At 68.7% G+C, this 17,987-nt stretch carries 20 protein-coding genes; 3 read left to right on the forward strand and 17 right to left on the reverse strand.

Annotation, left to right across the window (positions count from 1 at the left end; translation table 11 throughout):
- Positions 1–2: 2 nt before the first annotated feature.
- The 8 genes from EV645_RS40935 to EV645_RS40970 form a co-directional block, all read right to left on the reverse strand.
- Complete coding sequence (locus EV645_RS40935) at positions 3–725, reverse strand: SDR family NAD(P)-dependent oxidoreductase (protein ID WP_130450607.1); 723 nt, start codon at positions 723–725, stop codon at positions 3–5.
- Positions 722–1,420 carry a GntR family transcriptional regulator gene (locus EV645_RS40940; protein WP_130450609.1) on the reverse strand — a complete coding sequence of 233 codons (699 nt, stop codon included), beginning with the start codon at positions 1,418–1,420 and terminating at the stop codon, positions 722–724. Before EV645_RS40940 ends, EV645_RS40935 begins: the two co-directional genes overlap by 4 nt.
- Entirely contained in the window at positions 1,417–2,250 is an 834-nt protein-coding gene (locus tag EV645_RS40945; protein WP_130450611.1) for a fumarylacetoacetate hydrolase family protein, read from the reverse strand. Before EV645_RS40945 ends, EV645_RS40940 begins: the two co-directional genes overlap by 4 nt.
- A 39-nt stretch (positions 2,251–2,289) precedes the next feature.
- Entirely contained in the window at positions 2,290–2,685 is a 396-nt protein-coding gene (locus EV645_RS40950) for a RidA family protein (protein ID WP_130450613.1), read from the reverse strand.
- Positions 2,685–3,773: an Ldh family oxidoreductase gene (locus EV645_RS40955; protein ID WP_130450615.1), complete on the reverse strand. Its 1,089-nt coding sequence runs from the start codon at positions 3,771–3,773 to the stop codon at positions 2,685–2,687. Before EV645_RS40955 ends, EV645_RS40950 begins: the two co-directional genes overlap by 1 nt.
- A 115-nt stretch (positions 3,774–3,888) precedes the next feature.
- Positions 3,889–4,668, reverse strand: a complete 780-nt coding sequence (locus tag EV645_RS40960) for an ABC transporter permease (protein WP_130450617.1) — start codon at positions 4,666–4,668, stop codon at positions 3,889–3,891.
- Positions 4,665–5,444, reverse strand: coding sequence for an ABC transporter ATP-binding protein (locus EV645_RS40965; RefSeq protein ID WP_130450619.1), 780 nt, complete (start codon positions 5,442–5,444; stop codon positions 4,665–4,667). Before EV645_RS40965 ends, EV645_RS40960 begins: the two co-directional genes overlap by 4 nt.
- Before the next feature lie 16 nt (positions 5,445–5,460).
- Entirely contained in the window at positions 5,461–6,480 is a 1,020-nt protein-coding gene (locus tag EV645_RS40970) for an ABC transporter substrate-binding protein (RefSeq protein WP_130450621.1), read from the reverse strand.
- A 375-nt stretch (positions 6,481–6,855) separates the two neighbouring features.
- Between EV645_RS40970 and EV645_RS40975 the strand changes: the two genes are divergently transcribed.
- Together EV645_RS40975 and EV645_RS40980 are read left to right on the forward strand one after the other, a co-directional pair.
- Positions 6,856–8,136 carry a sensor histidine kinase gene (locus EV645_RS40975; protein ID WP_242000976.1) on the forward strand — a complete coding sequence of 427 codons (1,281 nt, stop codon included), beginning with the start codon at positions 6,856–6,858 and terminating at the stop codon, positions 8,134–8,136.
- A gap of 1 nt (position 8,137) precedes the next feature.
- Entirely contained in the window at positions 8,138–8,788 is a 651-nt protein-coding gene (locus EV645_RS40980; protein ID WP_130450623.1) for a response regulator transcription factor, read from the forward strand.
- Here EV645_RS40980 and EV645_RS40985 read toward each other — a convergent pair.
- A complete protein-coding gene (locus tag EV645_RS40985; RefSeq protein WP_130450625.1) occupies positions 8,785–9,333 on the reverse strand; it encodes a MarR family winged helix-turn-helix transcriptional regulator in 549 nt (182 codons plus the stop codon). The two genes, EV645_RS40980 and EV645_RS40985, sit on opposite strands and share 4 nt — an antisense overlap.
- A gap of 125 nt (positions 9,334–9,458) precedes the next feature.
- Here EV645_RS40985 and EV645_RS40990 point away from each other — a divergent pair, with 125 nt between their 5' ends.
- Entirely contained in the window at positions 9,459–10,127 is a 669-nt protein-coding gene (locus tag EV645_RS40990) for an FMN-dependent NADH-azoreductase (protein WP_130450627.1), read from the forward strand.
- A 42-nt stretch (positions 10,128–10,169) separates the two neighbouring features.
- On the opposite strand, the gene EV645_RS40995 is transcribed toward EV645_RS40990, so the two are convergent.
- From EV645_RS40995 to cobO, 8 genes are all read right to left on the reverse strand, one after another.
- Positions 10,170–11,000: a putative RNA methyltransferase gene (locus tag EV645_RS40995; protein ID WP_130450629.1), complete on the reverse strand. Its 831-nt coding sequence runs from the start codon at positions 10,998–11,000 to the stop codon at positions 10,170–10,172.
- A 5-nt stretch (positions 11,001–11,005) separates the two neighbouring features.
- A complete protein-coding gene (locus EV645_RS41000) occupies positions 11,006–11,875 on the reverse strand; it encodes an ABC transporter permease (RefSeq protein ID WP_130450631.1) in 870 nt (289 codons plus the stop codon).
- Entirely contained in the window at positions 11,862–12,734 is an 873-nt protein-coding gene (locus EV645_RS41005; RefSeq protein WP_198682182.1) for an ABC transporter ATP-binding protein, read from the reverse strand. The genes EV645_RS41000 and EV645_RS41005 overlap by 14 nt, the downstream gene beginning before the upstream one ends.
- Positions 12,735–12,805: 71 nt before the next feature.
- A complete protein-coding gene (locus EV645_RS41010) occupies positions 12,806–13,924 on the reverse strand; it encodes a LolA family protein (RefSeq protein ID WP_242000977.1) in 1,119 nt (372 codons plus the stop codon).
- Positions 13,925–14,035: 111 nt separating this feature from the next.
- Positions 14,036–14,638, reverse strand: coding sequence for an LURP-one-related family protein (locus tag EV645_RS41015; RefSeq protein WP_242000978.1), 603 nt, complete (start codon positions 14,636–14,638; stop codon positions 14,036–14,038).
- The gene (gene bluB / locus EV645_RS41020; protein ID WP_130450635.1) at positions 14,635–15,987 is read right to left on the reverse strand and encodes a 5,6-dimethylbenzimidazole synthase; all 1,353 of its coding nucleotides are present in this window, start codon (positions 15,985–15,987) and stop codon (positions 14,635–14,637) included. The genes EV645_RS41015 and bluB overlap by 4 nt, the downstream gene beginning before the upstream one ends.
- A complete protein-coding gene (locus EV645_RS41025; RefSeq protein ID WP_242000979.1) occupies positions 15,984–17,375 on the reverse strand; it encodes a cobyrinic acid a,c-diamide synthase CobB in 1,392 nt (463 codons plus the stop codon). Before EV645_RS41025 ends, bluB begins: the two co-directional genes overlap by 4 nt.
- Complete coding sequence (gene cobO, locus EV645_RS41030) at positions 17,372–17,986, reverse strand: cob(I)yrinic acid a,c-diamide adenosyltransferase (RefSeq protein ID WP_130450639.1); 615 nt, start codon at positions 17,984–17,986, stop codon at positions 17,372–17,374. The genes EV645_RS41025 and cobO overlap by 4 nt, the downstream gene beginning before the upstream one ends.
- Position 17,987: the final 1 nt, after the last annotated feature.

Consider the following 17,987-nt stretch of genomic DNA (forward strand, 5'->3'; position numbering starts at 1 on the left):
TCCTAGATGAAGCTCGTGAGCTTGGCAAAGGCACGTTCCCGGGCCAGCACCGACCCGGTCATCGCGGCCGCGTCGGACAGCAGGAACAGCAACGGCCCGACCACGTCGTCGGTGTCGCCGATACCTATGGTGTCGTGCCAGTGCTCCCGGTCCGCACCGCCGTTCGCAGCACGGAACTGTTCGGTGTCGATCACACCTGGCGCGACCACGTTCACCCGGACCCGGTCGCCGGCCACCTCAACCGCCAGCGACTTGGCGAACGCCACCAGCGCCGCCTTGCTCGCCGCGTACGCCGACGCGCCCGCGTACCCGGTCGACGCCAGCCCCGACGTGAACACCACTACCGAACCGGACTGCCGCTCGACCATCTGCGGTACGACGGCCTGACACGCCCAGACCACGCCGTCGAGGTTCACCTGGAGCGTGCGGGTCCACTCGGCCGGATCCATCCCCAGCACGGTCGACCGCGGCTGCACGGCCGCACCGGCGACCAGGCCGTCGATCCGCCCGTGCCGCTCCAGCACACCGGCAACCGCAGCCTGTACGGCGGACCTGTCCGCTACGTCGACCTCGATGTACTCGACACCGTCGGCCGGGGGCGTGACGTCGAAGACGACCGCAGTACCGCCGGCGGCGTTGAAGGCATGTGCGAGTGCCGCACCGATGCCCCGTGCGCCGCCTGTGATCACCAAGACCTCACCGGTCGCGTCGAAGCTCACCTTCATGACGTCTCCTTCTGCTTCGACGTCATCGTCTCGGTGATCCGCTGGAACGCGCCGGCCAGGTGGCTGCGCAACGCCTGCTCAGCCGCATCAGGGTCCTGCGCGACGCACGCGTCCAGGATCGCCTGGTGCTCCTGCCGGCTCTTCTCGATCAGGAACGCTGTCGGCCGGCTCCCGAACCGGTAGCGCTCGCTGTTCTGCCACACCGGCTCGATTGCTCGCGGCAGCCACTGTGAACCGCTCGCCCGGTAGATCGCGAAGTGGAAGTCCGCATGGGCCTCACGGGCCCCCGCCGAGTCCTCTGCCCGCGACAGACGCAGATGCTCAGCCAGCGCGGCCCCTGCCTTCGTCAGGTCGTCGCCGGTGAACCGGGCCGCAGCCGCCCGTACGGCGAGGCTCTCCAACGCCAGCCGGGTCTCGTGCGTGTCGCGCAGATCGGACAGTGACAGGTCGCGGACCCATGCGCCGCGGTGCGGGATGATCTCGACCAGCCCGAGCGCCTCCAGCCGACGGAGTCCCTCGCGCACGGGCATCTGGCTCATCTCGAGCCGGCTGGCCAGCTCGACGAGACGCAGCGGCGTACCGCTCGGCAGTTCGCCGGACAGGATCAGCTGGTGCAACTCAGCGGCAGCGTGCTCGGCGAGGGTACGGCGTCCGCTCTTGCCGCTACCTGGCAGCAGTTCCAGGGGCCCGCTCATGCGCGTGCCACTGTGTTGCGCAGCTCGCCGAGTTTGTCGGAGCGGGTGACGACCAAGTCGCCATCCTGGAGGAACACCTGTGGCTCACGGGCGTTGCCGATGCCGGCCGGCGTACCGGTCAGCAGCAGGTCGCCCGGACGCAGGGTCATGCCGAACGAGAGCTCACTGATCAGCGTGGCGACGTCGAACGCCATCTGCCGCGTGGACGCGTCCTGGCGTACCTCACCGTTCACCAAGCACTGCAGGTGGATGTCCTGCGGGTCGCCCACCTCGTCGGCGGTCACGATCCACGGACCCAGCGGCATGGTGCCGTCGATGCTCTTGCCCTTCAACCACTGGCCGCCGTGCGCGCGCTGCAGGTCCCGCTGCGACACGTCGTTCGCCAGCGTGTAGCCCCAGACGTGGTCCAGTGCGTCGGCGACAGCGATGTTCTTGCCGGTCTTGCCGATCACCAGCGCGACCTCGGCCTCGTAGTCCCACTTGGCGGAGATCGCCGGATCCCAGGCGATATCGTCGTAGGGACCGATCACGACGTCCGGGCCCTTGGTGAAGAACGTCGGGTGCTTGGGCCGGTCGACATCCTGGCCCTCGCGCTTGCCCTTGCTCTCCTCGAAGTGGTCCCAGTAGTTCCACCCGGTACACAGGATGTCCCGCCGGAACCGCCGCAGCGGAGCCCGCAAGATCCCTTCGTCATAAGGGATCTTGTCCACCACCGAGGCCTCACCAGAGATCACCCCGGTCAGGTCGGTTGCTGATAGCAACAGAACCGAATCCCCGTCGAGTACGCCGGGCACCTCGCGCCCGGCGTACTCCACCATCGCGTACTTCATCTCAGGTCCACTCGACACCGCGCATGGCTTCACCCCCGGTCATGCGACCACAGCGATCGCGTTGATCTCGATCAGGTAGTCGGGATGTGCGAGCTTGCTGACCTCGACCATCGTCGATGCCGGCAGCGGCTCGGTGAAGTACTGCGCCCGGATCTCGTGGATCTTGGCGAAGTCCTCCATGTTGCGCACGTACACATCGACCCGGCAGACATCCGCGAGCGTGCCGCCGGCGGCCTCGACCGCCGCCTTCACGTTCTCGCACACCTGCCTGGTCTGTTCCCGGACGTCCCCGACCCCGACGATCTCGCCGTCCGGCCGCCGGGCGGTCATCCCGGAAACGAACACCAGCCGCCCGGTCGCTTCGATCGTCGTGGCCTGCGAGAACACCCCGTTCGGGCTCCGCAGCGCCTCCGTCGACACCTGTGTCTTTCCCATCAGCTCAACACCCCTCCCGCCGGTACGACGGCGCCGACCGCGCGCGCCGCCTCCAGCAGCCCGTCCAGTCCGGACCGCTCGATCAGCACGCCGTGCCGGCGCTGGTACGCCGCACGCTCGGCCTCGATCTCACCCGGCAGATGCAGCCGGCTCACGCCGGGAGCCGTCGCGCTCCCCCGGACCCGCGCGGCCAGCCCGGACGAGCGCAGGCGGAAGCTCTCCACGCCGCCCATCAACTCCGGGTCGATCGCCAGGAACAGGTGCGCGCAGTCGTTCGGCCGGTCCGGCTCGCGGTACAGCGGGCGGACCTGGTCGCCCCAGCCGCCGCCGCTCAGCACACCGGTGAGTACGTCGATCATCAGCGCCAGCCCGAAGCCCTTGTGACCGGCCGCCGGCAACAGCATGCCGAGCACGGCCTCCTCCGGGTCCGTGGTCGGCGTACCCGACGGATCGGTCGCCCAGGTGTCGGGGATCGATCGCCCGGCCGAGGCCGCCAGCCGGATCTTGCCCAGGGCAACAGCCGACAACGCCATGTCCAGCACGATCTCCACGCCGGCCTTGGTCGGGACCGCGATCGCGAGCGGGTTGTTGCCGACGATCCGCTCGGCACCGCCCGGAGCGGGCATCAACGGGGTGGTGTTCGACATCGCGATACCGATACACCCGGCCTGACCGGCTTGCATGGCCCAGCGGCTGGCCGCGCCGAAATGGTGCGCATTGCGGACCGAGACCAGGCCGATGCCGTACCGGCCGGCGCGCTCGATCGCGTGCCCCATCGCCTGCGGGCTGGACAGTTGGCCCATCCCGCCGCGGGCGTCCGCGACCATCGCCGCGCCGGCGTCGTACAGGACGTCGAGCTCGCGCTCGCGGGTCACACCGTCGGCGTTCAGGCGTTCGACGTACATCGGAACCAGCATCACGCCGTGCGAACTCACCCCGCGCAGATCCGCCTCGACCAACGCAGTGGCGATCTTGCCCGCGTCCGCAGGGTCGAAGCCGACCGCCGTGAAGACAGCCGAGACAGTGGCCTGAAGCCAGTCCGGCCGGACCAGCACGCGTCGGTCCGCGTCGGAAGCTTGTGCGGTCATCGGGCCTCCCGTCCTGGACTGAGGAGCGGAAGGAGCGAAGCGACCGGAGCGACGAGGGAAGGACGGGAGCAAAAGCCCGATGACTCGCCGCGCCGGAGGCGTGGCATCAGTAGAGTCACCGCTTCTCCTGGGCCCATGGGAGCAGTAGGTGCTCGAGTAGCACCAAGCCGTAGAACAAAACGATGCTCATCACGCTGAGCAGCATGATCGCGGCGAACGCCAGCGTGGTGTCGGCGCTCGCGCCGGACTGCTGGATCACGTACCCGAGTCCCTTGGTGGCGCCAACGAACTCGCCGATCACCGCACCGATCACCGCCAGCGAGATCGCCACCTTGAACCCGGTGAAGATCTGCGGCATCGCGTACCGCAGCCGGAGCTTGAAGAACTCCTGCGCCCGGGTCGCGTTCAGCGACCGCATCAGCTCGACCAGCTCGGTCGGCGTCGACTTCATCCCCTGCGCGGTCGAGATCACGATCGGGAAGAAGCACATCAGCAGCACCATCACGATTTTCGGCCACTGACCGAAGCCCATCCACACCACCAGCAGCGGGGCGATGGCGACCTTGGGGATCGAGTTCACCATCAGCAGCAGCGGGTAGACCAGCCGCTCGAGGACCACCGAGCGGACGATCAGCAGCGCGATCGGTACGCCGATCACGATCGCGAGCAGGAAGCCCTCGATCGTCTCGAGCAGCGACGTACCGGTCTCCGACAGCAGGGCACCGGGCTGGTCGAAGAACTTGACCACCACGTCCCACGGCGTCGGCAGCAGGTACGGCTGGATCGAGAACACGACCGTCGCGAGCCACCACAGCGCGATCGCGGCCGCCAGCCCGATGATCGGGAGGATGACGGCGGCCGCCGGCGAACCGGTCAGCCAGGAACGCTTGGTCATCGCCGGTCCTCGCTGTCCTTCTCCGAGAGCAGCGCGTGCAACCGAGCGCTGATCTTGGCCACCTCGGTGACGTACGCGTTCTGGGCCAGGCTGCGCGGCCGCGGGATGTCGATGTCGACGACCTCGCGCATCCGCCCCGGCCGCGGCGTCAGTACGACGACCCGGTCCGCGAGGACAACGGCCTCCTCGATCGAGTGCGTGACGAACACGATCGTGGTGGCCAGCTCCATCTTGATCCGCTGCAGCTCCTCGGACAGCTCGGTCCGGGTGAGCGCGTCGAGTGCGGAGAACGGCTCGTCCATCAGCATCACCTGCGGATCGCGGATCAGCGACCGGCACAGCGACACCCGCTGCTGCATGCCGCCGGACAGCTCGTGCGGCAGCCGCCGTTCGAAACCTTGCAGACCGACCAGCTCGAGCAGCTGGTGAGCCCGGTCCCGATACGCCGCCTTGCCGCGGTCGCTGCCCTTGTCGATCTCGACCGGCAGCATCACGTTCGACAGCACCGAGCGCCACGGCAGCAGGGCCGGACGCTGGAACATGAACGAGACGTCCCGGCGCGGTCCGGTGACGGGTTCCTCCGCCACCTGGACCGAGCCGGAGGTCGGCGGCAACAGTCCCGCGATCAGCCGGAGCAGAGTGGACTTGCCACATCCGGACCGGCCGATCAGCGTGACGAACTCACCGCCGCGGACGTGCAGGTCGATCTTCTCGAGGGCGGTCACCCGGCCCTCGCGTCCGTCGAAGACCTGCCCTACGCCGTCCAGGCGAATCATCAGTGGTCAGACGCCCCTAGCTCTTCGGAGCCAGGCTCATCGTGACGACGTCGTCGGGGGTGACGGATCCCTTCGGCATCGCGTTGGACTGCTCCAGCAAGCCGATGATCGTCTTGACCCGCTCTAGGTCGACGTCACCGAGCGGACCCTTGAAGGTGTCCGGCTTCGTGTACTTCTTCATGATCTCCAGCTCGCTGGTGGCAACCGCGAGATCGGTGTCAGGCACGTACTTCTTCAGGATCGCGGCGGACCCGGCCGGGTCGTCGACGGTGTCCTGCAGGCCCTTGAGCAGCGCGCCGGTGAACTTCTTCACCTGATCGGGGTGGTCCTTGGCCAGGTCCGACCGGGTGATGATCGCGTTGCCGTACAGCTGCGGCAGCACGTCGCCGTAGGCCAGCGTGACGGGATCGCGGTGGCTCGGGTCGGCCTTCTTGATCAGCGGTTCACCGACCACGAACTGGCCGATGCCCTTGACCTTGCCGGAGGCAAGCAGCTTCGGCAGCGCCGGCGGCGGCGACGGGAGGAACGTGACCGACTTCGGGTCGATGTTCACGGCCTTGGCGTAGACCGGGAACATCACCGTGTTGGTGGAACCCGGCTGGTCGGCGATGGTCTGGCCGACCAGGTCCTGCGGCTTCTCGATGCCGTAGCCCTTGAGCGACATGATGGCCGCCAGCGACCGCTGGTGGATCATGCCCACGGTGGTGACCGGCAGCTTCTGCTTGCCGAGGGTGATCACGATCGCCGTGAAGTCGCCGATGCCGTAGTCGGCCTGGCCACCGGCCACCAGCTTCATCACGTCGACGGTGCCGCTGCCCGGGGTGATCTTGACGTCGAAGCCGGCGTCCTTGAAGTACCCCTTGTCCAGCGCGACGTACGCGTACGCCTCGCGGCCGAAGGTGTTGAACGACGTCAGGTAGTTGACCTTCGTCAGGCCATTGTCGGCCTGACCGCCTTTGTCGTCACCGTTACATGCACTGACCAGGGCGAGCCCCAGGACCGCCATCAACGCGATGACGGAACGCCTCAACCTCATATCGACCTCTCTCGTCCCGATATTTGATCAAACATCAAATATGGAAAGGTGGTCAATCCGCCCGCGGGGTCTTCACGGGGACTTAACGTCCGCCGTGCCGGGTCCTCGCAGAGCATGCTGGCCACCCGTCCTGGAGCCGTTCCCCATACCTGTCCGTAGCCGAACGGGCACCCGCCCCGACCACAGACCGTACCTGCCTGAGCAGCAGATCGCGACGCCCGCGAGGGCACAACCCGGCCGCACAGCGTCAAATTTGCGTAAACCCTCAACTTTCTTGGTGAGGCATGCCACTTCCGGGTACGGAGACGCAGGGGTTTCCCCGCACTCACTCCGCCGAGGGAGGTGACTCCGGCCCGGCTTTGACACGATGTGACTGTGAAAGCAGTGGCACACGCGATCGGGAGCCTGTGGCGTACGTCGACGTACCTGCGCTGGGTGTACCTGCTGCTCGGTTCGGCGCTGGTGCTGGCGTTCATCCTGGTGGACAGCGCGCTCGGCGCGGTGGTCACCGATCTCGGCCTGCCGAAAGTTGCCACCGGCATCATCTGGGTGCTGATGGGGCTGGTGCCGCCGGTCGTGCTCGGGCTGCTGCCCGCGGTCCGCGAGGTGGAGGGCATCGCGGTCGAGTCGCTGCTCGCGGTGCGGTTCGACGAGCGGCCGCTCGGTCCGGCGCGGACCTGGCCGCAGCGACGGCGGACCGTCGCCTGGTTCTGCCTGCACCTGGTCGCCGGCGGGGTGATCGGGATCCTCAGCACAATCGTGTTCGGCGTCGGCGCGATCTGGCTGGCCGCGCCGTTCCGCTCGGCCGGATCGCGCGACATCGTGCCCGGCTGGTCGTACGACATCCGCGGCAACTGGACCGACCTCTGGATGCCGGCGGCCGCGATCGGCGGTCTCGCCGGGCTGTTCCTGCTGTCGGCCGCGGTCGGCGCACTGCTGGCGTACCTCGCGCCGCGCGTCCTCGGACCGACCGCGGCGGAGCGGATCGAACTGCTCGAGCAACAGACCGCAACGCTTGCCGAGCGCAACCGTCTCGCCAGGGAACTGCACGACAGCGTCGGGCACGCACTCAGCCTGGTCACCATCCAGGCCGCGGCAGCACGCCGAGTACTTGCCAGCGACCCCGACTTCGCCGAGAACGCGCTGGCCGCGATGGAGACCTCCGCACGGGCAGCACTCGCGGATCTCGACCATGTGCTCGGCCTGCTCCGCGACGACCGTCGGCCGGGCTCCCGGACCACGCCGCAAGCCACGCTCGGCGGTCTGGACCGTCTCGTCGAGGCCACCCGAGCCGGCGGCATCACGATCGAGGTCGATCGGTCAGGTGATCTGGACCAACTGCCGGCCGCGGTCTCCCGGGAGGCGTACCGCATCGTGCAGGAAGGTCTGACCAACGCGATCAGGCACGCCGGTCGTCCGGCCGGTGAGCTGGCCGTGGATCTGTCGATCCGGCTGGACACGTCCGGGCTGCGGCTCGCGGTCACCAATCCGATGAACGGCAAGTCCGATCAGTCCGGCGGCGGCCGGGGCCTGGCCGGGATCCGTGAAAGAGTCGCCGTACTGCGCGGCACCGTTGACGCCGGCCCGGTCCCGGAAACCGAGGGCCGGTCCTGGCGCCTCGCGGTCCGGTTGCCGGTCAGCATGACGAAGGGATGACATGAATCTGTCGGTGGTCGTGGTCGACGACGAGCCGCTGATCCGGAGCGGGCTGCGCGCGATCATCAACGCCGAGCCCGATCTCACGGTAGTCGGTGAGGCCGGTGACGGCGCGGAGGTCCTGCCGCTCGTTCGTCGTACCGGGGCCGACGTCGTACTGATGGATGTCCGGATGCCTGCGGTCGACGGCATCCAGGCCACCCGGCTGCTGCTGGACAACCTCGACCCGGCTCCGCGCGTACTGGTCGTCACCACGTTCGAGAACGACGACTACGTGTATGACGCGTTGCGCGCCGGCGCGTCCGGGTTCTTGCTGAAGCGGACTCCCCCGGACGACATCATCGCGGCGATCCGGACCGTCGCGCGGAGCGAGTCACTGCTGTTCCCGGAAGCGATCCGGGCGTTGGCGCTGGCCCATGCCGGACCGCAGACTCCGAGCGGCCTGGACGAGTTCCAACTGACCGAGCGGGAGCAGGAGGTGCTTCGCTTGATGGCGCGCGGTCTGTCGAACGCCGAGATCGCCACGGAGCTCATCCTCGGCCTGCAGACGGTCAAGACCCACGTCGCGAACGTGCTGTCCAAGCTCAACGCCCGGGACCGGACCCAGGCGGTCATCCGCGCCTACGAGTCAGGCTTCGTGCCGCTGCACTAGGTGCTGGCGGGGTCGTCCGCCTCGGCCAAGGTGCATGCGTTGTGCAGCGGGTCGATCGCATTGGCCTTCATCGCCACGCGCTGTAGGAGCATCCGGAAGCTGGCGCGCTCCGACTCCTCCAGGATGCCCAGCACCTCCTCCTCGGTGCTGCGCAGGCGGCGCTCCAGGTCGCACAGGGCCTCGACGCCCTCGTCGGTCGGCGCGATCAGCCGCGCGCGACGGTCGGCCGGGTCAGGCCGGCGCTGCACAAGCCCCGCCTTCTCCAGGTCGTCGAGCAGATAGGTCATCACGGTCCGGTCGACGCCGAGCTGTGCAGCCAGGTCGAGCTGCCGCTTCGGTCCCTCGGAGTTCGTCGTCGCGAGCACCTGGTACCCGCGCGGGCCGCCGGGAAGACCCTCGAGCGCCGCCGCGGACGCCTTGACGTACCGCCGGAAGACGACGCCCAGCGCCCAGCCGAGGTCCGACTCCACCGGCGCGGCACTGGCGCCCGACGGCTCGATCCCACGGGTGGCCCGGGTCGCGACCTCAGGCGAAGTACTGGACATGTCCCCATCGTACGTGGTGTACGCCACCCGGAATACGATCTGACTTGAATATGTTCTGCTCAACAGATTATCTTCAGTACAGCTCAACACGAGCACGCCCCCTCAACTCGATGGAGACAGAACCTATGAGCACCCTGCTACGCGTCGACGCCAGCATCCGGCTGGACGGTTCGGTGTCCCGCGCGCTGGCGGACAGCGCCGAGGCCGCCTGGAAGGCGGAGCACCCGGACGGTGTCGTGGTACGGCGGGACCTCGGACAGCACCCGCTGCCCGCGACCGTGTGGCCGACGCTGGCCGCCGCCCAGGTGGGCCAGGAGCCCGTCGCCGATTCCGACCGGATGCCGCTCGCCGAGGCGCAGGCCATCGCCGCCGACCTGGCGGCCGAGGCCCGGAACGCCGACGCGATCCTGCTCGCCGTCCCGCTCTACAACTACGGCATCGCGCAGAACGTGAAGACCTGGATCGACCTGCTGCTGATGGACCGGGACCTCGCCTTCGGCTCACGCCCGCTGGTCGGCCGCCCGGCCATCTTCGCCATCGCCCGCGGTGGCGGCTACGCCCCCGGTACGCCGAAGCACGGCTGGGACCACGCCACGCCGTACCTCGAGCGGGTCTTCGCCGACCTCTTCGGGATGAACATCCGCACGGCCGCCGCCGAGCTCACCCTGGCCCCGGTAACCCCGGGCATGGAAGAGCTGATCGACGCCTCCAAGGTCTCGGAGTCCGAGGCGCACGTCGAGGCCGAGAACCACGGCACCGTCGTCGCCCGCGAACTGATCGGCCACGCGGCCTGATCGACCGCTGAGGCGGTCAGTGGTGCCGAGCTCGAGCCGGCATCACCGCGGCCGCCAGGTCGAGAGCGTGACCGACAACGTCGCGATCGCCGGCTCCCGCAGTACGGCGATCTGCTGCAGGAGCTCGCGGTAGTTCACGTGCCGCGCGCTCGGCGTCATCAGCACCAACTGCTCCACGGCCGTCTTGTCGAGCCGCATCGTCTCCTCGACGACCTCGCTGCTGACCCGGTCGAACTTCCCCGCCAGCGACTCCTGCAGCCGCCGTTCTTTGTCCTGGTCCACGCTGACCATCCCGAGCACGTGGACCAGCTCGGACAGATGTTGCTGGTTCGGTGTGACCACGAGCAGGCGGCCGTCCGGCGCGAGGACCCGGGCCATCTCCGCTGCGTTGCGCGGCGCGAACACGTTCAGCATCAGTCGGGCCGATCCGTCGACGAGCGGCAGTTCATGCCACGCGTCGCACACCACGGACGCGATCCGTGGATCCACTTTCGCCGCGCGACGGGCGGCGAACTTCGACACGTCCAGGGCGATCCCACGACGTCGCGGACCGAGGCCGAGGACTCCGGCCAGGTAGTAGCCGGTGCCTGCGCCGACCTCCACGACCAGGTCTTCCTCGCCGAGCTCGGACGCCAGGATCAGCGCATCCCGGATCGCCGCGTAATGCCCGGTACCGAGAAAGACCGTACGGGCGCCGACCATCGCGGCCGAATCGCCCTCGATACCGTTCGATGCCGCAGGCAACAGATTCAGGTAGCCCTGCTTCGCCAGGTCGTACGAGTGCCCGCGCGGACAGCGCGCCGTACGGTCGGCCAGCAGCAGCCCGTCGGCACAGACCGGGCAGCGCAGCGCGGTGACGAGATCGGCTCTCACTCGGCCTAGGTTATGTCGCGGCTCGTGATCCGTGCCCAGGCGGCGGTGTAGAACACGGCGACATATCCCGCTTGCAGGAGCAGGTTGCGGCCGATGTCGTGCCAGTACGGCGGGTCACGGAGCACGTCGGCGAACGACTGCCAGCGGTACATCAGCAACCACGGGTGGATCGCGTGCAGCTGCGGGATCGCGGTCATGATCCCGAGCACGATGAACGTGCCGAACGTCGCCGCCATCGCCGCCAGCGGGGTCGAGGTCAGCGACGAGACGAACAGGCCGATCGCGGCCAGCCCGAGCAGTGACAGCGAGATCACCACTGCGATCACGAGGGCCCGGAGCAGCCCCTCGCCGAGAGAGACGGTCGAGCCGGAGAGCAGGAGCACGTCGCCGACCGGGAACAGGATGAAGCCGACGATCAGCCCGGAGACCCAGATCGTCATCGTCGCGACCAGGCAGAAGACCGTGAGCGCGACCATCTTGGCCGCGAGCAGCCGGGACCGGCCGGCCGGTGCCGTCAGCAGGTTGCGCAGCGTGCCGAGACTGGCCTCGCCGGCCAGCGACTCCCCCGAGATGACGGTCACCGCGGTCGGCAGGAAGAACGGCAGCGACAGGCCGAGGCTGGCCACGATCAGGAACAGTCCGTTGCCGGCAACCTGGCCGATGAACCCCTCGGTGCCCCCGTCATTCCCGGAGAGCTTGATCGCGATCCCGATCAGCAGTGGGACGGCGGCCAGCACCCCGAGACCCACCTGCGTCCGGGCGCGGCCGAACACCAGCCTGAGCTCGGAGATGAACAGCGCCACCGCGTGCCGCCCGGCACTCGGCCTGACCTCTGTGACCTCTGTGACCTCTGCGGTCGCTTCACTCGGCGACATCGAAGCCCTCCCCGGTGAGTGCCACGAACGTGTCCTCCAGGCTCGGGCGTTCCAGTCCGAACCCGTGGATGCGTACGTCGGCCGCGACCAGCGCAGCCGCGAACTTCTCGATCGGCAGCTCGCCGGGATCGCCCTCGACAGTCTCCTCGGTCGTCTTCAGCTCGGTCACGCCCAGGCCTTGCAGCGTGTCGGCCGCCGCGCCGAGGTCCGGCGTACGCACGACCAGTCGTGGGCGGAGCTCGGCGCGGAGATCCGCCACCGTCGACTGTCTGAGCAGCTTGCCGCGGTTCATGATCGCGGCGTGCGTGCAGACCTGCTCGACCTCGGCGAGCAGGTGGGTCGACGTGAAGACCGTCGTCCCGTCACTGGCCAGGTCGCGGATCAGGTGCCGGACCTCGCGGGTGCCCTGCGGGTCGAGACCGTTGGTCGGCTCGTCCAGCACGAGCAGCTCGCGCCGTTGCATCAGAGCGACCGCGATCGCGAGCCGCTGGCGCATACCCAACGAGTACGCGCGGACCTTCTTACCGGCTGCGTTCGAGAGACCGACCCGCTCCAGCGCCTCGCCGGCCCTGGCCTTGCGGGTCTTCGGGTCGGCGGTGCGGTCGGCGGCGTCGAAGCGGAGCAGGTTCGCCTGGCCGGTCCAGAACGGGTAGAACGCCGGGCCTTCGACCAGCGCACCGACGCGCGGCAGGACCCGCAGGTGCGCCTTCGGCATCGGCTCGCCGAGCAACTCAACCTCACCGGAGGTCGGCGCGATCAGGCCGAGCAGCATCCGGATCGTCGTCGTCTTCCCCGACCCGTTCGGGCCGAGGAAGCCGTACACACTCCCGGCCGGCACCTCGAGGTCGACCGCATCCACCGCCACCTGCCCGCCGTGGAAACGTTTGGTCAGCCCGCGGGTGACGACCGGAGCGCTCGCCAGGTGGCTGTTCAGCGGGGGGCCTTCGCTGCAGCGGCCTGCAGGGTGTCCGGGGTGACCAGGCCGACGAAGACCCTGCCGTCGTCGGTGATCAGTGCGTTCACCATCTTGGTGGTCAGCACCTTGCCCTTACCCCACGAGCCCTGCACGGTCGGAGCCTTCGCCAGCAGTTGGGCGAGCGGACCGGCGGCCGGGTTCGACGCCAGGCCGGCGGTGTCGGCTCCGCGGATCATTGCGACGCTGTCCCAGCCCTGGCCGATGATGGTCGGCTCGTCCGCCTGCGCCGCACCGGGCTTGGCCGGCTTGACCAGCTTCGGCGGGACGCTGTGCGGACGCTCGCGCGTGGCCGGCACCTTCTGGTCGGTGACCTTCACGCCCTTCGGCGGCGTGAAGGTGAAGGAGCTCGCCGACGGTACGTCGAACGACACCGAGGTGAAGCCCAGCTCGACCGCCGGGTCGTTGCCGGTCCGCGGCATCACAGTCACGTCCAGCGGGACCCAGGTCTTGGAGTCGATCGCCAAGGTCACCGAACCGACGGTGGTCTTGTCGGTCTTCGGCACCAGGCGAAGCTTGTAGGCGTCGCGGCCGGCGACCTTCTCGGTGCCGCTGACCTGGACAGCCGTCGTCGGGTCGATCGCGTCGAGGAACTGCTTGGCGACCGCCTGCGGGTCGTAGGACTCCGGCAGCGCCTTCTCAGGCTTTGTGGTCTTGTGCGCCGGAAGGGTCAGCTTCGTGGCCTCACGCTTGGACGAGTCGTACGCCCACGCCGACTTGCCGTCGGTGGTCCAGAGCTGCTCAGCCTGGTTGTCGATCAGTGAGACCTTGGCCTTGTCCGGGCTGGCGAACGCGACCCGCGCGGTGTGCTGTCCGCCGAGCAGGTCGGTGAGCTCCCGGCTGCCGGGCGCCATGCCGGGGATCGAGGGCAGGCCGAGATCCGCGTTCGAGCGGACGGTGCCGCTCAGGCCGTCCACCTTCGCGGTCTGCACCTTGGCCAGCAGATCCTGCGCGGTGATGGTCGGCAGCTTCGGAGACGCATCCGCGACCACTGGCCCGAGTGCCCCCACACCTGCCACCACCGCGACCGTCGTCACCGGAACCAACCACCGTCGACTGCGCTGTGCTACGCCCATGAATACAGCCTCGCATCCGGTGCGGTGGGAACCAAGTGCTCTCCGTGGTCTCAGGGTAGGTTCACCCGAAAGAGTGAGTCCGGCGTACGACCCAGGTCGTACGCCGACGACTCAGCGTGACTGTAGGGCGTCGAGGGCGACCGTCATCGCCGCCGCGACGCGGAAGTCCAGGCGCTGATCCTGGACGGTGATCCGGTAGCGGTCCCGGACCGAGATCCTCCGCTCCACCGACAGCACCGGCTGACCGGAGCCGGCCTCGGTGAAGTCGAAGTGGAAGATGAACGGCAGCGGGATCTCGCCGACGAACGGGACGAACTCCCAGACCCGGCGGACGATCGCGATCGTCGGGTTCCGCTCGGTGCCGCTCGCGTCCACGCCGGGCGCGCTCAGCTGCCAGCTGGACCGGAGCAGGCTCTTGCCGAACTCCTTCTTGAACCAGCCGATCGTCTGCCCGTTCGCGTCGAACACGTCGTACCCGGAGCCCAGGTCGATCGTCTTGCGGGCCTTGAACGAGAACACCGGCTGGGTCTTGGTGTCGTCGGTGTAGAACGTCACCTGCTCCTTGAACGCCATCCGCTTCTGCTGCGCGAACGCGAGCAGCGCCCCGTCACTCCCGTCCGGGTTGGTGGCGATCAACTCGTACTTGTTCGCCATCAGCGTCACACGCTGCTTCATCGAGAAGGCGGGCACGTACATGGGCGGTTCGGCTGTCATGCGGAGGAGTGTGTCAGACCACAGGCCGACGCACCGACCTTCAGCCCGCGAGCCAGTGCCTCCGCGCGCTCCGAGGGTTCTTCGATCTGTACGACGAGTTGGCCGACGCCCTGGAGCGCCAAGTCGCGGGCGATCTCGACACCGAACTCGACGGCCTCTGCAGGCGTCCGCGCCGGCCGCCACAGCACGCCGAAGTCAGCTCTTGGCTTTTGGTCTCGGAGGTCAACGACCAGTGCATCTGCCTGGCGCAGATCTGTAGCGTCACCGCCGACGATCACCCGGACACGTTGTCCAGTTGCCGGTACTGCGTTCTGCCCGGCGTGGATCGCGTCGTCGACGATCGATGCGTCGCGGCGGCCCCATTCCTCGTGGTGGATCGCCCACTCGAGCGGTCGGCGCTTGGCCCATCCCGAACGCACCAGCTCCGGTGCGGCGGCGAACTCGTCGACGTACCCTACGCAGAGATAGCCGACGAGCTCGATGTGTGCTGGCAGGTCGAGGATGTCGGCGACCTCGACCGGTTCGAAGAACGAGACCCAGCCGACGCCGAGGCCTTCGGCGCGGGCGGCCAGCCAGAGGTTCTGGATCGCGATCGCGGCGGAGAACCAGGTCGTCCGCGGATCCGCGTGCCGCCCGAGTACGTGCCGTCCGCCGCGGCCGGGGTCGCAGGTCACCGCGATGTTCACCGGGGTGTCGAGGATCGCCTCGATCTTCAGCCCGTCGAACTTCGCTCGGCGGTCGTCTGGGAGCGAGGCGGCGAACGCGTCCCGCTGCGCGGTGGCGAGGTCATGCACCTTCCGCCGGGTCGCGAGGTCCCGGATCACCAGGAAGTCCCACGGCTGGCTCAGTCCGACACTCGGCGCTCGGTGTGCTGCTTCGAGGACTCTGGTGAGGAGCTCGTTGTCGATCGGGAGGTTCAGGAAACCTCGACGTACGTCGCGGCGCTCGGCGATCACGCGGTGGACGACGTCGCGGTCCGCCGGTTCGTAGCCAGGTGCAGGGAGACGGCCGACGGCCGCGGTTGCGTTGGCCGAGCGGCGTTTAGGGACGAGGAGCTCGGCGCCGGCGGCTAGGACGGCGGCTTCGGCGACGCTCGGCGTACCTGCCAGGTGTTCGACGCGCCGGCTCGGGTTGGGCGCCGGCTGCTCGGCCAGCTCGCTGGGCGAGATCGCTCGGAGCTCGGCATTCAGGTCGTCGGCGAGACGGTGCAGCTGGGCTTCTTTGTTGGCCACGGTGACGATCAGTTGCACGGTGCCCTGGCCGGCTTCCTCCAGGGCGCTGTCCACCAGGGCGCGGAGTTCGGCGTACGGCGTGTTTGCTCGGAGGCCTACTCCTACGACGAGGTTCATCGCTTCCGCGCGGCTTTCACGAGACGAGCTGCGACGTCGGGGGTGGCAGTCCAGTGCAGGTGCAGGTATGACGCGTGGACATGCGGTTGGGCGACGCCTTCTGTTCCGGTTGGGAGGTGCCAGGCCGGGCGTACGTCGGCGTCGAGGTCGACTGTGGTGCGGTGGAACTCGTGACCGCGTACGCGTCGCCCTTCGTCGAAGAAGTCGGTCGTGGTTGCGGCGATCGCGGTTCGGTAGCCGAGGGTGAGGCGGCTGGTCATGCGGCCGGTTGCCGGCAGTACGCCGGTCATCGGGTGGCCGTCGAGCTCGCGGCAGAGGTAGAGGAGGCCGGCGCATTCGGCGATCACGGGCAGGCCGGCGGCTACTTCGGCGGCGACCTGTTCGCGGAGTTTGGTGTTGACCGACAGGGCCTCCGCATGTAGCTCCGGGAAGCCTCCGCCGAGGTAGAGCGCGGAAGTTGCCTCTGGCAACATGTCGGTGAGCGGGTCGAAGGTCGCGACGTCGGCGCCCGCGGCCGTGAGGAGCTCCGTGGTCTCCGTGTAGCGGAAGGAGAAGACGGGCCCACTCGCAACCGCAACCACCGGTCGCCGGCCCCGAGCGGGCTCTCCGGCTCCGAGGCCAGTCGACCCGGCGCTCGGCGCCTCGAGGCCGGCGAGCTCGTTGGTCGGGTCCCAGGGTGTCGCCGCGTGGGACACGGCACCTCTGGCTGCGGCTACGAAGGCTGCTAGGTCTACGCCTTGGTGGACCAGCTCTGCGGCTGCTTCTACTGCTTGTTCGGCCTGTTCGCGTTGTTCCGCAGCGGGGACGAGGCCCAGGTGACGGCTGGGGACGGTCAGACGTGAGTCGCGGCGGAGGACGCCCAGGACGGGTACGCCGGTAGGCGCGATGCCCGCGCGTACCTCGGTTTCGTGGCGGTCGGAGCCGACCTTGTTGAGGATCACACCGACGATCCGCACTTCGGTGTCGAAGGCAACGAAACCTTGGACGACAGCGCCGACGCTCCGGCCCGCGGCGGATGCGTCCACCACGAGGACGACCGGCGCCTTCAGCAACTTCGCGACGTGGGCCGTCGACGAGAACCCTTCCGTGCCGAGCGCCCCGTCGTACAGGCCCATCACGCCCTCGACCACGGCGATGTCCGCGCCCTCGGACCCGTGCGCGAACAGCGGCTCGACGAGCTCCTCCCCCGACAGCATCGGGTCGAGGTTGCGCCCCGGCCGCCCGGTCGCGACGGCGTGAAACCCGGGGTCGATGTAGTCGGGACCGACCTTGAAGGCGGCCACGACATGCCCTGCCCGCCGCAACGCCGCCATCAGCCCGACCGCGACCGTCGTCTTGCCCGCGCCGGAGGACGGGGCCGCGACCACCACCCGCGGGATCAGGCTCACCACTCGATGCCCTTCTGACCCTTCTGGCCGGCGTCCATCGGGTGCTTCAGCTTGGTCATCTCGGCGGCGAGGTCGGCGGCCTCGACGAGATTCGGATGGGCGTCGCGGCCGGTGATCACGACGTACTGATGACCGGGCCGGTTGACGAGCGTGTCGACGACCTCGTCCACGTCGACCCAGCCCCACTTCATCGGGTAGGTGAACTCGTCCAGGACATACAGGTCATGCGTCTGAGCGGCCAGCCGGCGCTGGATCTCGCGCCAGCCTTCGAGGGCGTCGGCGGCGTGGTCCTCCTCGGTGCCGGCCTTGCGCGACCAGCTCCAGCCCTCGCCCATCTTGTGCCACTCGACCGGTCCACCCTGACCAGTTGCCTCATGCAACTGACCGAGGGCCTTGAACGCGCCCTCCTCGCCGACCTTCCACTTCGCGCTCTTGACGAACTGGAACACGCCGATGTTCCAGCCCTGGTTCCAGGCCCGCAACGCCATCCCGAACGCGGCGGTCGACTTCCCCTTCATCTCGCCGGTGTGCACCATCAGCAGCGGACGGTTGCGGCGCTGGCGCGTGGTCAGGCCGTCCTCCGGTACGGCGACAGGCTGCCCCTTCGGCATC

It is taken from the genome of Kribbella rubisoli, from assembly GCF_004217145.1.
GTDB classification, from domain to species: domain Bacteria; phylum Actinomycetota; class Actinomycetes; order Propionibacteriales; family Kribbellaceae; genus Kribbella; species Kribbella rubisoli.

What these genes read in the sequence shown, in the direction of transcription:
- EV645_RS40935 (WP_130450607.1), bottom strand. Translation starts at nt 725, where the DNA reads ATGAAGGTGAGCTTCGACGCGACCGGTGAGGTCTTGGTGATCACAGGC.
- EV645_RS40940 (WP_130450609.1), bottom strand. Translation starts at nt 1,420, where the DNA reads ATGAGCGGGCCCCTGGAACTGCTGCCAGGTAGCGGCAAGAGCGGACGC.
- EV645_RS40945 (WP_130450611.1), bottom strand. Translation starts at nt 2,250, where the DNA reads ATGAAGTACGCGATGGTGGAGTACGCCGGGCGCGAGGTGCCCGGCGTA.
- EV645_RS40950 (WP_130450613.1), bottom strand. Translation starts at nt 2,685, where the DNA reads ATGGGAAAGACACAGGTGTCGACGGAGGCGCTGCGGAGCCCGAACGGG.
- EV645_RS40955 (WP_130450615.1), bottom strand. Translation starts at nt 3,773, where the DNA reads ATGACCGCACAAGCTTCCGACGCGGACCGACGCGTGCTGGTCCGGCCG.
- EV645_RS40960 (WP_130450617.1), bottom strand. Translation starts at nt 4,668, where the DNA reads ATGACCAAGCGTTCCTGGCTGACCGGTTCGCCGGCGGCCGCCGTCATC.
- EV645_RS40965 (WP_130450619.1), bottom strand. Translation starts at nt 5,444, where the DNA reads ATGATTCGCCTGGACGGCGTAGGGCAGGTCTTCGACGGACGCGAGGGC.
- EV645_RS40970 (WP_130450621.1), bottom strand. Translation starts at nt 6,480, where the DNA reads ATGAGGTTGAGGCGTTCCGTCATCGCGTTGATGGCGGTCCTGGGGCTC.
- EV645_RS40980 (WP_130450623.1), top strand. Translation starts at nt 8,138, where the DNA reads ATGAATCTGTCGGTGGTCGTGGTCGACGACGAGCCGCTGATCCGGAGC.
- EV645_RS40985 (WP_130450625.1), bottom strand. Translation starts at nt 9,333, where the DNA reads ATGTCCAGTACTTCGCCTGAGGTCGCGACCCGGGCCACCCGTGGGATC.
- EV645_RS40990 (WP_130450627.1), top strand. Translation starts at nt 9,459, where the DNA reads ATGAGCACCCTGCTACGCGTCGACGCCAGCATCCGGCTGGACGGTTCG.
- EV645_RS41000 (WP_130450631.1), bottom strand. Translation starts at nt 11,875, where the DNA reads ATGTCGCCGAGTGAAGCGACCGCAGAGGTCACAGAGGTCACAGAGGTC.
- EV645_RS41010 (WP_242000977.1), bottom strand. Translation starts at nt 13,924, where the DNA reads ATGGGCGTAGCACAGCGCAGTCGACGGTGGTTGGTTCCGGTGACGACG.
- EV645_RS41015 (WP_242000978.1), bottom strand. Translation starts at nt 14,638, where the DNA reads ATGACAGCCGAACCGCCCATGTACGTGCCCGCCTTCTCGATGAAGCAG.
- bluB (WP_130450635.1), bottom strand. Translation starts at nt 15,987, where the DNA reads ATGAACCTCGTCGTAGGAGTAGGCCTCCGAGCAAACACGCCGTACGCC.
- cobO (WP_130450639.1), bottom strand. Translation starts at nt 17,986, where the DNA reads ATGCCGAAGGGGCAGCCTGTCGCCGTACCGGAGGACGGCCTGACCACG.